Annotated in this window: 15 protein-coding genes; 8 read left to right on the top strand and 7 right to left on the bottom strand. The window is 61.3% G+C overall.

What is annotated here, in order from left to right:
* Positions 1-28 precede the first annotated feature (28 nt).
* A complete protein-coding gene (locus HK22_RS06745) occupies positions 29-979 on the bottom strand; it encodes a cation diffusion facilitator family transporter (protein WP_086648744.1) in 951 nt (316 codons plus the stop codon).
* 129 nt (positions 980-1108) lie between these two features.
* Positions 1109-1564 carry a GatB/YqeY domain-containing protein gene (locus HK22_RS06740; protein ID WP_062033210.1) on the bottom strand — a complete coding sequence of 152 codons (456 nt, stop codon included), beginning with the start codon at positions 1562-1564 and terminating at the stop codon, positions 1109-1111.
* 273 nt (positions 1565-1837) lie between these two features.
* On the opposite strand from HK22_RS06740, the gene carA reads away from it, so the two are divergent.
* Together carA and carB are read left to right on the top strand one after the other, a co-directional pair.
* On the top strand, positions 1838-3217 hold the full coding sequence (carA, locus tag HK22_RS06735) for a glutamine-hydrolyzing carbamoyl-phosphate synthase small subunit (RefSeq protein ID WP_086648799.1): 1380 nt from the start codon (positions 1838-1840) through the stop codon (positions 3215-3217).
* Positions 3218-3220: 3 nt separating this feature from the next.
* A complete protein-coding gene (gene carB / locus HK22_RS06730) occupies positions 3221-6475 on the top strand; it encodes a carbamoyl-phosphate synthase large subunit (RefSeq protein ID WP_086648743.1) in 3255 nt (1084 codons plus the stop codon).
* Between the two features lie 55 nt (positions 6476-6530).
* Here carB and HK22_RS06725 read toward each other — a convergent pair whose 3' ends face one another.
* Positions 6531-6737 (bottom strand): helix-turn-helix transcriptional regulator, encoded by a 207-nt coding sequence (locus HK22_RS06725; protein WP_062033219.1) that lies wholly within the window; start codon positions 6735-6737, stop codon positions 6531-6533.
* Positions 6737-7258, bottom strand: coding sequence for a hypothetical protein (locus tag HK22_RS06720; protein WP_086648742.1), 522 nt, complete (start codon positions 7256-7258; stop codon positions 6737-6739). Before HK22_RS06720 ends, HK22_RS06725 begins: the two co-directional genes overlap by 1 nt.
* 168 nt (positions 7259-7426) lie before the next feature.
* On the opposite strand from HK22_RS06720, the gene greA reads away from it, so the two are divergent.
* The gene (gene greA, locus HK22_RS06715; protein WP_062033225.1) at positions 7427-7900 is read left to right on the top strand and encodes a transcription elongation factor GreA; all 474 of its coding nucleotides are present in this window, start codon (positions 7427-7429) and stop codon (positions 7898-7900) included.
* A complete protein-coding gene (locus HK22_RS06710) occupies positions 7900-9126 on the top strand; it encodes a threonine ammonia-lyase (protein ID WP_062110091.1) in 1227 nt (408 codons plus the stop codon). Before greA ends, HK22_RS06710 begins: the two co-directional genes overlap by 1 nt.
* A gap of 3 nt (positions 9127-9129) precedes the next feature.
* On the opposite strand, the gene HK22_RS06705 is transcribed toward HK22_RS06710, so the two are convergent.
* The 3 genes from HK22_RS06705 to msrB all read right to left on the bottom strand — a co-directional run bounded on the left by HK22_RS06705 (position 9130) and on the right by msrB (position 10550).
* The gene (locus HK22_RS06705; protein ID WP_062033232.1) at positions 9130-9417 is read right to left on the bottom strand and encodes a DUF1330 domain-containing protein; all 288 of its coding nucleotides are present in this window, start codon (positions 9415-9417) and stop codon (positions 9130-9132) included.
* 81 nt (positions 9418-9498) lie between these two features.
* On the bottom strand, positions 9499-10137 hold the full coding sequence (gene upp, locus HK22_RS06700; protein ID WP_086648741.1) for a uracil phosphoribosyltransferase: 639 nt from the start codon (positions 10135-10137) through the stop codon (positions 9499-9501).
* A complete protein-coding gene (gene msrB / locus HK22_RS06695) occupies positions 10134-10550 on the bottom strand; it encodes a peptide-methionine (R)-S-oxide reductase MsrB (RefSeq protein WP_062033235.1) in 417 nt (138 codons plus the stop codon). The genes upp and msrB overlap by 4 nt, the downstream gene beginning before the upstream one ends.
* A 163-nt stretch (positions 10551-10713) precedes the next feature.
* Between msrB and HK22_RS06690 the strand changes: the two genes are divergently transcribed.
* The 4 genes from HK22_RS06690 (at position 10714) to HK22_RS06675 (ending at position 15405) form a co-directional block, all read left to right on the top strand.
* Positions 10714-10905, top strand: coding sequence for a CsbD family protein (locus tag HK22_RS06690; RefSeq protein WP_062033238.1), 192 nt, complete (start codon positions 10714-10716; stop codon positions 10903-10905).
* A gap of 114 nt (positions 10906-11019) precedes the next feature.
* Positions 11020-12552 (top strand): 2,3-bisphosphoglycerate-independent phosphoglycerate mutase, encoded by a 1533-nt coding sequence (gpmI, locus tag HK22_RS06685; RefSeq protein ID WP_086648798.1) that lies wholly within the window; start codon positions 11020-11022, stop codon positions 12550-12552.
* On the top strand, positions 12539-13819 hold the full coding sequence (locus HK22_RS06680; protein ID WP_086648740.1) for a murein hydrolase activator EnvC: 1281 nt from the start codon (positions 12539-12541) through the stop codon (positions 13817-13819). Before gpmI ends, HK22_RS06680 begins: the two co-directional genes overlap by 14 nt.
* Before the next feature lie 128 nt (positions 13820-13947).
* Positions 13948-15405, top strand: a complete 1458-nt coding sequence (locus HK22_RS06675) for a S41 family peptidase (protein WP_062033242.1) — start codon at positions 13948-13950, stop codon at positions 15403-15405.
* Positions 15406-15408 lie beyond the last annotated feature (3 nt).

The raw sequence follows: 15408 nt of genomic DNA, 5'->3' as shown, positions 1-15408 counted from the left end.
TCTTCAACGGAAGCCCGGTTAGCCCGCTTCAGATCGGAACCGGCACACCATCCCTGTGGTCCTGTGCTTCGACATACATCCGCATGACCGACGGATACCGCGCCCGCGTCACCCGCTCCAGCGCAGAAACCCCCTGCTCGACCTGCCCCGCTGTCAACGTATCCTCCCAGTCCAGCGATAGCAGGACGATGATGCTCCCCGGTCCCCGCGTTTCGGTCACGACCTCGTTCACCCCGACCACACCCGGCAGTCTCATCGCCTCTTTGCGCACATAGGCGTCAATTTCCGGATTGCTCTCTCCGACCAGCAGAGAGCGCGTCTCGTTCGTCAGCAGCACCGCCACGATCACCAGAACCACCCCGATCAGCAGCGACGCAACACCATCCAGAACATGCCATCCCGTCACAACGGACAAAACCGTAAAGACCAGCGCGATCATCAGACTGACCAGCGCCGCCCCGTCCTCGAACAGCACGACAAACAGCCCCGGATCGGTACTGCGCCGGATCATGGTCCACAGCGATCCCTTGCCCGATGGCATGGACTTCATGGCCGCCAGAAAACCATACCCCTCCATGCTGCCCGAAATCCCGAGAATGGCCACGTTCAGCCACCAGCCGGGCAGGACATGTCCCAGAATATGGACAGACTCCATCGCCGACGGATGCCAGACCTTTTCCCAGCCCTCATGCAGGGATGCGACGCCACCGCCGACAAACAGCGCCCCCGCCACAACCAGCGTCCAGAAATAAAGCTCCCTGTGATGTCCCAGCGGATGCTCTTTCGTCGCCGGAGCCGCCGCCCGCTTCATCCCCACCAGCAGCAGGATCTGGTTGCCGCAGTCGACAAACGAATGAACCGTCTCCGCCAGCATGGCCGCCGAACCGGTCAGGAGCGCAGCAGCCCCCTTCACGCAGGCAATCCCGAAATTCACCCCCAGGGCAATGAAAACGACCTTCGCTGAACCACCTGCGGACATTCTGGCCTCATTCGTAAAATCCGGACATCAGAGTGATGACCTCCACGCTCCGCTGTCAAACGCCCGTCCCAACAAAAAAGCCGCCCCCGAAGGAACGGCTTTCTGCATCATGACCTTCTGAACGGTCGATCAGGCCGAGAGATGCGCCTTCACCAGCGCGCTGGCCTTCGCCGGGTCCAGATCCGCGCCGAAGCGCTCCTTCAGAGCCGCCATGACCTTGCCCATGTCCTTCATGCCCGCCGCTTCGGTCTTCTGCACCGCTTCGGCAATGCCGGCCTTCAGCGCGGACTCATCGAGTTCCGGCGGTAGGTAGGACTTGATCGTGGCGATTTCGCCCTCTTCCTTTTCCGCCAGTTCCGGACGGCCACCCTCACGATACATCGTAGCGGATTCCGTGCGGGACTTGATCATGGAGCGCAGGGCGGAAATGATGTCCGTATCCGTCACCTCGGCGCTCTTGGCACGGGCAGCGACATCCAGATCCTTGATCTTGGCCGTGATCCCGCGGATCTGCGCCACCGTCTCGGACTGACCGGCCTTCATCGCCGTCTTGAGGTCATCCATGATCTGCTTGCGAAGCGACATCGCCGTTCTCCTTCATCGGACAGCCCGCAGGAAACTCCCTTGGCGAACTGTCCCTCATTTCTTGAATCGCGGCAAAATCGCACAAAAGCCGGATTGCAACAATCCAGCCTCCGCCGATGCAGCCCGAACACACCATTTGCTGAGCCATTCGGAAAAAACTTCCCACCCCCTCCCGGCATGCAGGACGCGCAGTGGGAAAAAACTTCCCATTCCGTTTCCGATCCCGTATTCAGAGGCTCCAGAGCCTATCCGGCAGCCAGCAACGGGGCGACCATGGACATCGACAGAATCATTGAAAAAGCCGGAGGCGCGGACGAAATCGCCGCTCTCGCCGGCGTCGGGCTGGAGGCCGTGCGCAAATGGCGCCAGTCCCGCATGGTCCCCACCAAACATTGGCCGGCCCTGCTGCGCGTGCCGGGAATCGCCCTCCAGGATCTGACAGCGGATCTCACCGCACCTCAAACCCCACAAGAACAAGAAAGAGAGACGGACGTGTCCAATCCCTGCCCTCCCGGCGCCAACGCCGCCCTTGTCCTTGCAGACGGGACAGTCCTGTGGGGCCGCGGCTTCGGCGCCCATACGGAAGGCGCCGTCGGTGAACTGTGCTTCTCCACCGGCATGACCGGCTATCAGGAAACCCTGACAGACCCGTCCTTTGCCGGACAAATCGTGACCTTTACCTTCCCGCATATCGGCAATGTCGGCACGAACGCCGATGACAACGAGGCCCCGAAAATGGCCGCCCTCGGTGCCGTCGTGAAGGAAGACATCACGGCCCCCGCAAGCTGGCGCTCCAACGAGCCCCTCGCCGCCTGGCTGAAGCAGCACGGCCGTGCGGGCATCAGCGGCGTCGATACCCGCGCCATCACCCGCACCCTGCGCGACAGCGGCCCACAGACCGCCATCCTCGCCTTCCCGGAAAACGGCCGCATCGACACGGACAGCCTGCTGAACCGCGCCCGCCAGTGGCCCGGCCTCGAAGGCATGGACCTCGCCAAAGAGGTGACTCAGCCCAAGCGGGTCTGGACCGAAGGCGTCTGGGAAACCACCCGCCCGGCCCGGACCGAAAACCGCCGCCGCGTGGTCGCCATGGACTACGGCGCCAAGGACAACATCCTGCGCTGTCTCGTGACCGCCGGATGTGACGTTACCGTCCTGCCCGCCACGGCCACGGCTGAAGAGATCCTAGAACTCAAGCCCGAAGGCGTGTTCCTCTCCAACGGCCCCGGCGATCCGGCCGCGACCGGCACCTATGCCGTCCCCGCGATCCGCACGGTGCTGGACGCGAACGTCCCCGTCTTCGGCATCTGCCTCGGCCATCAGCTCCTCGCACAGGCGCTGGGCGGCAAGACCTACAAGCTGGAGCGCGGCCATCGCGGTGCGAACCAGCCGGTCAAGGATGTCGAGACCGGCCGCGTGGAAATCACCAGCCAGAACCACGGCTTCGCAGTGGACGAAAAGTCCCTTCCGGCCGACGTGAAGGTGACGCATGTAAGCCTGTTCGACGGCTCCAACGAAGGCATCGCGTCGACCACGAAGGACGCCTTTTCCGTCCAGTACCATCCCGAGGCGAGCCCCGGCCCGTCCGACAGTTTCTATCTTTTCGAGCGTTTCGTCGCGGTCATGGACCGTCGCGCTAAAGCAGGAGCCTGAGCCATGCCAAAACGGACAGACATCAAGTCCATCCTGATCATCGGCGCTGGCCCGATCGTCATCGGACAGGCCTGCGAATTCGACTATTCCGGCGCACAGGCCTGCAAGGCCCTGCGTGAGGAAGGCTACCGCGTCATCCTGATCAACTCGAACCCCGCAACCATCATGACCGATCCCGGTCTGGCGGATGCGACCTATATCGAGCCGATCACCCCGGAATTCGTCGAGCGCATCATCCTCAAGGAAAAGCCTGACGCCGTCCTGCCGACGATGGGTGGCCAGACAGCCCTGAACGCCGCCATGGCGCTCGACAAGTCCGGCTTTCTCAAAAAGCACAATGTGGAACTGATTGGCGCGGACGCAGAGGTCATCGACCGCGCGGAAGACCGCCAGAAATTCCGCGAAGCCATGGACGAGATCGGGATCGAAAGCCCCCGCAGCACCATCGCCCACACGCTTGAAGAAGCCCGCGCGGCACTGGCCGATGTCGGTCTGCCCGCCATCATCCGCCCGTCCTTCACCATGGGCGGCGCTGGCGGTGGCATCGCCTATAACCGCGAGGAATTCGACCAGATCGTCGCAGGCGGCCTCGATGCCTCGCCCACGACCGAAGTCCTGATCGAAGAATCCGTTCTCGGCTGGAAAGAATACGAGATGGAAGTGGTCCGCGACACCGCGGATAACTGCATCATCATCTGCTCCATCGAGAACATCGACCCGATGGGCGTCCATACCGGTGACTCCATCACCGTCGCCCCCGCCCTGACGCTGACCGACAAGGAATACCAGCGCATGCGGGACGCTTCGATCGCGTGCCTGCGCAAGATCGGCGTCGAGACCGGCGGCTCCAACGTGCAGTTCGGTGTCAACCCCGCCGATGGCCGTCTGGTCGTCATCGAGATGAACCCGCGCGTGTCGCGTTCCTCCGCGCTTGCCTCGAAGGCCACCGGCTTCCCGATCGCCAAGATCGCCGCCAAGCTGGCCGTCGGCTACACGCTGGACGAACTCAAGAACGACATCACGAAAACGACCCCGGCTTCTTTCGAGCCGACGATCGACTATGTCGTCGCCAAGATCCCCCGCTTTACCTTTGAGAAATTCCCCGGCTCCCCGGCGCTCCTCTCGACGTCCATGAAGTCGGTCGGTGAAGCCATGTCGGTCGGACGCTCCTTCGCCGAAGCCATCCAGAAGGGCCTGCGCTCGATGGAAACGGGCCTCACCGGCCTCGACCCGGTCGAAGCCCCCGGCGACGGTTCGCACAACGCCTATCTCGCCGCCCTGGCCGAGCCGCGTCCCGAGCGCATCCTGATGGCCGCACAAGCCCTGCGCGCCGGGTTGTCGGTCGAGCAGATCAACGAAGCCTGCAAGTTCGAGCCCTGGTTCCTCCGCCAGCTCGAAGATATCGTCGCCTCCGAGCGCGAGATCGAAAAGAACGGCCTGCCCACGGACGCCTATAACCTGCGCCGTCTCAAGGCCCAGGGCTTCTCGGACGTCCAGCTCGCACGCCTCTCCGGCCAGAGCGTCACAGATGTCGCAGAACTGCGCGAAAAACTGGCTGTCACACCGGCCTATCGCCGCATCGACACCTGTGCCGCCGAATTCGCGTCCGACACGCCCTATCTGTACTCGACCTATGAAGGCGGGTTCGGCACGCCGGAATGCGAAAGCCGCCCGACGAACCGCGACAAGATCATCATTCTCGGTGGCGGCCCGAACCGCATCGGTCAGGGCATCGAGTTCGACTATTGCTGCGTCCACGCCGCCTACGCCCTGCGCGAAGCCGGTTTCGAGACGGTCATGGTCAACTGCAACCCCGAGACGGTCTCGACCGACTACGACACCTCGGACCGCCTGTATTTCGAACCCCTGACCGCCGAGGACGTGATCGCCCTGATCCGCACCGAAGCAAAGGGCGGCAAGGTTCTGGGCTGCATCGTGCAGTATGGCGGCCAGACCCCGCTCAAGCTGTCCCGCGCCCTTGAAGACGCCGGCATCCCGCTGCTCGGCACGCCTGCGGACGCGATCGACCGCGCCGAAGACCGCGAGCGCTTCCAGACCATGCTCCGCAAGCTCGGCCTGCGCCAGCCCCGCAACGGCATCGCCCGCAGCCCGGCGGAAGCCGAAGCCATCGCGGAAGAAGTCGGCTATCCGGTCGTCGCCCGCCCGTCCTACGTTCTGGGCGGCCGTGCGATGGAAATCGTCTATGACAAACCGGGCCTCAAGCGCTACCTCAACGAAGTCCTGCGCGCCGCCGGTCCGGAAGTCTCGACCGGTCCCGTCCTGCTCGACCACTACCTCAACGACGCCATCGAAGCGGACGTGGACTGCATCTGCGACGGCGAGAACGTCTATGTCGCAGGCGTCATGGAACATATCGAGGAAGCCGGCATCCATTCCGGTGACTCCGCCTGCTCCCTGCCGCCCTATACGCTCTCCCCGGCACTGGTGACGGAACTGCGCTCCCAGACCGAAGCCATGGCCCGTGAACTGGGCATCCGCGGCCTGATGAACGTCCAGTACGCCATCAAGGATCAGGAAGTCTTCGTTCTCGAAGTGAACCCCCGCGCATCCCGGACCGTGCCATTCGTCGCCAAGGCCACCGGCGTTCCGGTTGCCAAGATCGGCGCACGCGTCATGGCGGGCGCGAAACTCATCGAGTTCAAGCTTGATGGTGGTGCGGTCTCTCCGCATGTCGCGGTCAAGGAAGCGGTGTTCCCGTTCCACCGCTTCGCCAATGCCGACACGATCCTCGGCCCGGAAATGCGCTCCACGGGTGAAGTCATGGGGCTGGATTCCAGCTTCGAGCGCGCCTTTGCGAAATCGCAGCTTGCCGCCGGTGTGACGCTGCCGCTTGCGGGCACGGTGTTCCTGTCCGTTCGTGACAGCGACAAGGCGCATGTCCAGCCTCTCGCCCGCAAGCTGGTCGCCATGGGCTTCACGATCCTTGCCACCAGCGGCACGGCGTCCCGTCTGGAAGCCGCCGACATTCCCGTAAAGCGCGTGAACAAGGTGATGCAGGGCCGTCCGAACTGCGTGGACTCCATCCGCTCGGGCGACGTGCAGATGGTCATCAACACCTCACAGGGTGGGCAGGCCGCACAGGACAGCTACGAGATCCGTCGCAGCGCCCTGACGATGGGCATCCCGCATTACACCACGATCGCAGGCGCCCGTGCGGCGACCTATGCGATCGCGGTCCTGAAGGAAGACGATCTGGGCGTCGCCCCGCTCCAGTCTTACTTCAAGGGTGAGTTCTGACCCCTTCCTGACGCTGAAAAACCCCGCCAGAACAATCTGGCGGGGTTTTTCATTTTCAGTCGCCTGAATATCGAAGAAGATCGCCCGGCTGGCAGTTGAGAACCCGACACAAGGCCTCAAGGGTCGAAAAACGGATCGCCTTTGCTTTGCCTGTCTTGAGAATGGAGAGATTGGCCAGCGTCAGCCCCACTTTCTCCGACAGTTCCGTCAAAGACATACCCCGCGCCTTCAGCAACTCATCCAGATTGACCTGCACCGGCATCAGATGACCTCATCAATTTCGGACTGAAGCTGAACGCCTACCCCGAAAAGCAAAGCAATAAGATAAACCAGCCCCAGACAGAGCAGAGAATCAACAAGATCCGAAAAACAGTTGATCCACAGGAATGGGCCGAATTTTACAGGATCAAGAAGGCTCGAAAATATTCCCCCGAAAAAGCCAATTCCGAAAAAATAAACGATCCTTCTGAAAATAACCCACATGATTTCCGCATTATTTTGAGCAAAAATTTTTTCGGAAATGGAATTATCAACAATCTTAATTGAACCACTTAAAACATTCATCAGTATGTACATGTCGACAACAGCAAGCATGAGACCAAATATCTCGCCTGCATCTTTCCATATCAAATGCGATGCCTTGTCCCAGAAGACGTAGAGCAGTGGCGCGAGCAAAAGGCTGCCTACCAACAGCATCAATCCGCTCCAGAAAAGCACCGATGAGATACCGGTGAGAACACGCAGAACCTGACGAATGCGGCACAAACTATCAACTGTCTTCATAATGGCTTCTCCTTATCGAAAAACGATAAACATACTCACCCCTTACCCAACAAGAATTTTATCGCTTTTCGATAAATAAAAATACGCCATCTTGCAAAAAACTCCCTGAAATCCTATATTGTCAGGCTGTTTATCAAGTTTCAGTCACGCTTTTTCGAGGATTTCAGAGTGCAGAAGATCCCCATGACCGCGAAGGGACAGCAGCGTCTCGAAGACGAACTGCGGACCCTCAAGAGCGTCGACCGTCCGGCCGTCATCCGCGCCATCGCAGAAGCCCGCGAACATGGGGACCTGTCCGAAAACGCTGAATACCACGCCGCCCGTGACCGCCAGTCCTTCATCGAAGGCCGGGTCCTGGAGCTGGAAAGCATCGTCTCCAACGCCGAAGTGATCGACCCTTCGACGCTGACCGGAACGCGCGTCCGTTTCGGCGCGCATATCCAGCTTGTCGATGAAGAAACCGACAAGGAAGCCCTGTACCAGATCGTGGGCGTCCATGAAGCCGACATCAAGCAGGGCCTGATCTCGATTTCCTCGCCGCTGGCCAAGGCACTGATCGGCAAGGATGTCGGTGATACCGTGTCTGTCCCCGCGCCCGGTGGAGACCGGACTTACGAAATCCTCAAGGTCGCATATCGCTGATGTCTGACGTCCTGACGTCCACTACTCCTGTCGTAACCATTGCGGACATCGAAAGCGCCCATGAGCGCATCGCGTCCACCGTGGTTCGCACGCCGACAATTTCCTGCCCTGCCCTGTCCAAACTGACAGGCGCGGACATTACGCTCAAGCTTGAGAACCTTCAGGCGATCGGCTCCTTCAAGGAGCGCGGAGCGGCCAACAAAATGGCCCTCCTGACGCCGGAAGAGCGGGCCCGTGGCGTCATTACCGTCTCGGCAGGCAATCACGCACAGGGTGTGGCCCGTCAGGCCAGTCTTCTCGGCATTGATGCCACCATCGTCATGCCGCGCTTCACGCCCGCTACCAAGGTCGCGGCAACGCAGGCCTGGGGCGCGAACGTGGTGCTCGCAGGTGACGATTTCGCGCAGGCCAGCGAAACAGCCGCCGAGCTTCAGAAGCAGGACGGGCGCGTTCTCGTTCACCCGTTCAATGATCCGGCCGTCATCGCCGGTCAGGGCACGGCTGCGCTCGAGCTTCTGCAGGACGCACCGGATATCGACACAGTCGTCGTGCCGGTCGGTGGCGGTGGACTGATCGGTGGGTTTGCCACCGTCATGGCGGCCCTGCGCCCGGATGTTGAAGTGATCGGCGTTCAGGTCGAGGCCTATGCCTCGCTGTCCAGCTATCCGAAGGAAGACGGCCCGACACTGGGTGGATCGACCATTGCGGAAGGCATCGCTGTTACCAAACTTGGCGATCACTGCCTGAGCGCATTCCGCAACAAGATCTCGAAAATCCTTGTCGTGAGCGAACTTCAGGTCGAAAGCGCCGTCACGACACTGGCCGAAAAGGCCAAACAGGTCTGTGAAGGCGCGGGCGCGACGGGTCTCGCCGCCGTCCTCGCCTATCCGGAGCTGTTCAGAGGTCGCCGCGTCGCCCTGCCGCTTTCGGGCGGGAACATCAACGCGCGCATCCTCGCCAACACGATCCTGCGCTCCCTTCTTCGGGATGGGCGGATCCTGCGGCTGATCTTCCAGATCCCCGACCGGCCGGGCATGCTGGCAGATATCTCCACCCGCATCGGCAATTACGGCGGAAACATCATCGAAGTTTCCCATCACCGCCTGTTCGCCTCTCCGTCCGTTCAGACGGCGGAACTTCTGGTGATGGTGGAAGCCCGCGATACCGAACACGCGCACCAGATCGAAACCGATCTGGCACGGCATTACATCGTCCGGCGGGACTGATCCTCAGATCCCGTCGACGATTACGACGTTATAGGTCGCGGCCTTCCAGCGGTGCTCGGCAGCCTTCTGGTAGGCCGGGCTTTCATACCAGGCGCGGGCCGAGGCCGCGTCCGGAAACTCGATGATCACCACGCCATCAGGCTCTGTGCCTTCGAGTTTTTCCTGCTTGCCGTAGGCAGCAAGGATTTTGGCCGGGAAACCCTTGAAGGTTTCACCAACCACTTCCGAATATTTTTTAAATTCAGTCGGATCAGCCAGTTTGTCACGAATAAACAGGGCATAGGCAGGCATGGAACGCTCTCCTCAGAATGAGCCTCCATACCCGCCACAAAACGCCTGACATTTCAGCACACAAGAGCGTGTGCCCGTGCTTTAGCGCGTGCCGAACAGACGATCGCCCGCGTCTCCGAGGCCCGGAACAATATAGCCATGCTCGTCCAGATGGCTGTCGATCGAACAGGTCACGATCTGCACGTCAGGGTGCAGTTCTGCCATATGGGCAATGCCCTCCGGAACAGCCAGCAGGCAGGCAAAGATCGGGTTTGTCGCCCCGGCAGCCTTCACGCGGGTCAGCGCAGCCGCAGCGGAGTGTCCCGTCGCGAGCATAGGGTCCAGAACGATGCAGGTCCGGCCCGGAACATCACTCGGCATATTGAAATAATATTCGCTGACTTCCAGCGTCTCGTGGTCCCGACGCAGCCCGATATGGCCTACGCGCGCGGACGGCACCAGATCCAGCATTCCATCCAGCAGACCGTTGCCAGCCCGCAAGATGGAGACGAAGCAAAGCTTCTTGCCATCCAGTTCTTCACCTTCCATCGCGCCGCTTGGCGCTTCAATATGGCGCGGCGCCAGCGAGAGGTTCCGCGTGGCTTCATAAGCCAGCAGCAGGCTGAGTTCGCGCGTCAGGCGCCGGAAACCGGCCGTGGACGTATTGTGGTCACGCAGACGGGTCAGCTTGTGGCGCACCAGCGGATGGTCGAGAACGATAGGCGGCAGCGCCTGACTCATGCTTTTTCTCCTTCGGCCGGGCGAAAATCGAGCGCCAGCCCATTCATACAATAACGCAGCCCCGTGGGCGGCGGCCCATCAGGGAACACATGCCCCAGGTGCCCCTTGCAGTTCGCACAGTGAACTTCCGTGCGGACCATGCCATAGCGGCTGTCCTGCGTCGTCTCGACGCCCCCTTGGAGGGGCTGGAAGAATGACGGCCAGCCACTGCCGCTGTCATATTTCGCATCCGAGGAGAACAGCGGACGTCCGCAGGCCGCACAGGCATAGGTTCCCGCCCGTTTTTCATCATTGAGCGGGCTGGATCCGGGACGTTCCGTGCCATGTTCGTGAAGGATGCGCCGCTGCTCCGGTGTCAGGCCGACGCCGCAACCACTGCCGTTCTGCCCGGTCGGGCCGCAACTCTGGGTCATGCTGGTTCTCCGCAAACTCTGAGGGACGTCTTCTGGGAATGGATCTTTGGGGATGTATGAAAGCGCGGCCGTATTTTGTCACGCATCTTAAACTGTCAGGACGCAACCCGGCACGGTGAAACCCGTTAATATCCGTACAACATCAAGACGGAAGGATCCGGTCATGAGTTCCATCGAAGACAAGATCAAAGGCGTCGCCAATCAGGTGACGGGCAAGATCAAGGAAGAAGTCGGCCACGTGACGAACGATGAGAAGCTTGAGGCTGAGGGTATCGCCCAGAACCTCAAGGGCAAGGTCCAGAAGGGCGTTGGTGACGCCAAGGATACTGTCAAAAGCGGTATCGACAAGCTCTGAGCCCCACCTGCGATCACAATGCAGCGCCCGCCTTCATGGCGGGCGTTCGCATTTGCGGGGAATGGTGGCATGATGGACGGCAGTTCCCTCCTTCTTTCCCTTCAGGAGACTGTCATGTCTGCATCCTCAACGCCCCGTCCCGTCATGCTGGTCATCCTCGACGGCTTCGGCTGGCGTGAGGATGAATCCGACAATGCGGTCCGCCTCGCCCGCACTCCGACATTCGACACGCTCTGGGCCACAAGCCCCCACGCGTTTCTGAAAACATCCGGCGAGGACGTAGGCCTTCCGGACGGGCAGATGGGCAATTCTGAAGTCGGCCATCTGAACATCGGTGCCGGTCGCGTCGTCATGCAGGAGCTCCCCCGCATTTCCCGCAGTGCCCGAGACGGCTCACTGGCTCAGAATCCTGTCCTTCTGGACCATATCGCGGCGCTGAAAGCCTCGGGCGGAACCTGCCACCTCATGGGCCTGATTTCGCCCGGCGGCGTGCATGCCCATCAGGATCATGTCGTTGCACTCGCCAGAATCGTCAGCGCAGCAGGCGTTCCCGTTGCCGTTCATATCTTCAGCGATGGCCGCGACACCGCGCCGCGCTCAGGCGAGCAGTTCATCGGAAAATTTCTCACGGACCTGCCAGACAGCGTAAAAGTCGCCACACTCAGCGGCCGCTACTATGCCATGGACCGCGATCGCCGATGGGAGCGTGTTGACCTGGCCGTCGCGGCCATCCGCGATGCGAAGGGGCCTCACGCCCCGGATGCACTTTCCGCCCTCCAGACCAGTTACAACAGCGACAAGGGCGATGAATTCGTTCTTCCCACCGTTCTGGGCGATTACGCCGGCATGAAGGACGGAGACGGCATCCTGTCCTGCAACTTCCGCGCAGACCGCATCCGCCAGCTTCTGGACGTTCTGGTTCTTCCGGATTTTGCGGAATACGACAGCGGCCGAAAGGTAAAATTCGCGTCCGTCTGCGGCATGTCCCGTTACTCCGACCATCTGGCCCCTTACATGAGCGTCCTCTTCTCAAAAGTACCGCTCGACGATCTGCTGGGAGACGTGGTGTCCAAAGCGGGCAGAACGCAGCTCCGCATGGCTGAGACGGAAAAATATCCGCACGTCACCTACTTCCTCAACGGGGGCCGCGAAGTCCAGTTTGAAGGCGAGGACCGCATTCTTGTCCCGTCTCCCAAGGTCGCGACCTACGATCTTCAGCCCGAAATGTCCGCCCCTGAACTGACGGACAAGGCCGTTGCCGCCATTGAAAGCGGCAAATTTGACATGGTCGTCCTGAACTTCGCCAACCCGGATATGGTCGGTCACACAGGCTCCCTGCCCGCCGCCATCAAGGCCTGCGAAACGGTCGATCAGGGGCTGGGTCGCATCAATGACGCCATTGTCAAAGCCGGTGGCGCTCTGCTCGTGACTGCGGATCACGGCAACTGCGAAACCATGCGCGATCCCGTGACGGGGGGCGCCCATACGTCCCACACACTCAATGTCGTGCCCGTCATTCTCGCCCATGCAGACGGCAAGACCATCCATGATGGTCGCCTGGCCGATCTCGCCCCGACCATGCTGGCGCTCATGGGCATCAGCCAGCCTGACGCGATGACGGGTGTCTCCCTGCTTGAAAGCGCCTGATCCACGGCATGTCCTGCCGCTTGCCCTGATCCTGTCGCCTCACTGGGCGACAGCGCACCACGCGTCCCACCATCATGCTGCGAAATCAACGCTGACAGCGCCGAGCGCGGGACAGAAAGCCCTCGCCCGCGCACAGGCCACACGCCGGGCGTTGGAGCAACAACAGACCGCAGAAGCCGCAGCCCTGCGGGCCAAACAGATCGCTTCGGCACAGGCAGAAGCGAAAGCCCGACAGGACACGGCCCGAACGCTCGCTTACACCGCCCAGACCCATAGGGCCCAGTCCGCCATGGACAGCACCCAGAACCGCATCCAGACCCTGCAAGCCAGCATCACAGAGCTGAAAAACAGACAGACCGCGGTCCAGGCGGACATCCGCCAGCAAAACGCCGCCCTGCAACCCTTGCTCCCCGTCGCCGCGCGCCTGTCCATCGCTCCTGACGCTGCGTTGCTGGCCTCTCCCGAAACAGCGTCCGAAAGCGTAACCGCCCTGTCCATTCTCGGCGGATTTTCCCAGTTGACCCGACAGCGCGCCCGGACCCTTCAGTCTCGCGAAGATGAGCTGCGCGCCATCGGCAACGATCTGGAACAGCAACAGAAAGAGCTTTCGACTCTGCTGACACAACAGACCCACGAACGAAACACGGCCGCCGCCCGCACCCGGGTTGCAGCGCATCAGGAAGCCATCGCAGATCAGGGCGCGCAGAGAGCCCGCAAAGCCGTTGCCGACGCCATGCAGGCCGCAGCAGATCTGTCTGCGGAGATCAGCAGTCTGGTACAGCAGGAAGCAAAGGCCCGTGCCGAACTGGAAAAAGAAGCCGCAGCCCTTGCCCGCCAGCACGAGTTCGAGCGCGCCCGCCATGCGCGCTCACAGGCCCAGTCCCTCTCTTCCGCCGGACAGGGGGTTTCCAGCAATGACGGTCATGCCCCGGTTCCGGGACATGTTGCCATCCGCTGGGGACAGGCAACGGAAGCCGGACCGGCAACCGGCATCACCTACGCCGCCCTCTCTTCCGCCCCCGTACAGGCTCCGTGTACGGGCCGAGTCGAATTTGCCGGCCCTTTCCGCTCCTTTGGGCAGATGCTGATCCTGGATTGCGGGCGCAACTATCGTTTCGTATTATCTGGACTGGGGCAACTGACGGTTTCGGGTGGCCAAAGCATCAGGAAAGCCGCCACACTCGGCCAGATGCCCGCGGCCGAAGGGATGCTGTTCGTCCAGCTCCGCCACGGCGCACAGGTCGTCAGCCCGGCGCCTTTCCTCTGAGCCGGTTTGCCGAGCGCGTCTGACCTTGTAGGATCGTATCTTAGTAATTTGGCAACCTGAACCGGCCTAGTCTCCCTGCGGAGCACCGTAGGCCAGCAGGTTCCTTCGTGCCCGAGGATGGAGATCACATGAAGTTTCGCAGTGGCCTGTTGCTGGGCACCGCCTTTCTGGCCGGACTGGCTGTTGGACCGGGCGCCCTGCGTCTTGCTGGCTCCGGCGACTTTCCGGGCGCAGCTTTCGCCCGTGAGATTTCTCATGACAACAGCGCGGAAACCGTCCGCCTGCTGACGCTGCTGGGGACCGTCATGGACGTGGTGAAGGCGGAATACGTCCACCCCGTGTCTGACAAGGACCTTATCAACAACGCACTGGATGGAATGGTCGGCAATCTCGACCCCCACTCCTCCTACATGACCGCAGCCCAGTTCCACGACATGCAAACCGAGATTTCGGGCAAGTTCGGCGGTCTGGGTCTTCAGGTTCAGGGTGAATCCGGCCACGTCCGTGTCGTCTCCCCGATCGACGGCACTCCGGCCGCGCGCGCTGGCATCCAGCCGGGCGATTTCATCACAATGGTCGACCACAAGAGCATCGACGATCTGACGCTCGATCAGGCCGTCCGCAAGATGCGCGGCGATCCGGGCACCAAGATCAGCCTGACAGTCGTGCGCCCCAAAACCGGAAAGACCCTGACTTTCGACATGACGCGCGAAATCGTCCATGTCCAGATCGTAAAATCTGCTCTCTATGGCAGCACGGGCTATATCCGTCTGACCGAGTTCGATGACGATCTCGAAGGCGCCATGCATGCCGCGTTCGACAAGCTCAAGGCAGAAGCCGCCAAAACTCCCGGTGGCAAGCTGACCGGAATCATTCTCGACCTGCGCTCCAATCCGGGCGGCAAGCTCGATCAGGCCATCGCAGTCGCGGACGACTTCATCAAGGATGGAGAAATCGTCTCCATTCGCGGTCGCCATGCGGAAAACAACCAGCGCTGGGACGCGAAAGGTACGGACATCACCAATGGCCTGCCGATCGTCGTTCTGACGAATGGTGGCTCCGCCTCGGCCAGTGAAATCGTGGCCGGCGCTCTGAAGGACCATCACCGCGCCATCATCCTTGGTGAAAAGACTTTCGGAAAAGGTTCGGTCCAGACCCTGATTCCGATTGGCGATCAGGGCGCAGTCCGTCTGACGACAGCCCGCTACTACACGCCGTCCGGCCGTTCCATTCAGGGCCTTGGCATCACACCCGATATCCCTGTATCCGAAACAAAGGATGACGATGCTTATGGCTACCGCGAGGCGGATCTGTCTCACATCCTGACGAACATCGGCGGAAACCGTACGACCGAGACGCCGCGCACCGATATTCCGCCAATTGCGAAGTCCATTCCCAAAATGCCGGATGCCAGCTGGCCCGCGTTTGACGCTACAAAGCCTGCGACAGATTTCCAGCTTCAGCAGGCCATCAAGGTCATCAATGCCATGGCGGGCATTTCAAACCCCGCCCCTGCGACCGCACCAGCGACCGAGGTCAAGGCCTCTGCTCCCGCAGTACCCAAGCCGCCCGAAGCACATCACTGACAA

Source organism: Gluconobacter sp. DsW_056 (genome assembly GCF_002153595.1).
Classification (GTDB): domain Bacteria; phylum Pseudomonadota; class Alphaproteobacteria; order Acetobacterales; family Acetobacteraceae; genus Gluconobacter; species Gluconobacter albidus.
Note: the sequence above shows the minus strand (reverse complement) of the source record. Positions and strands in the feature narration are given on the sequence as shown.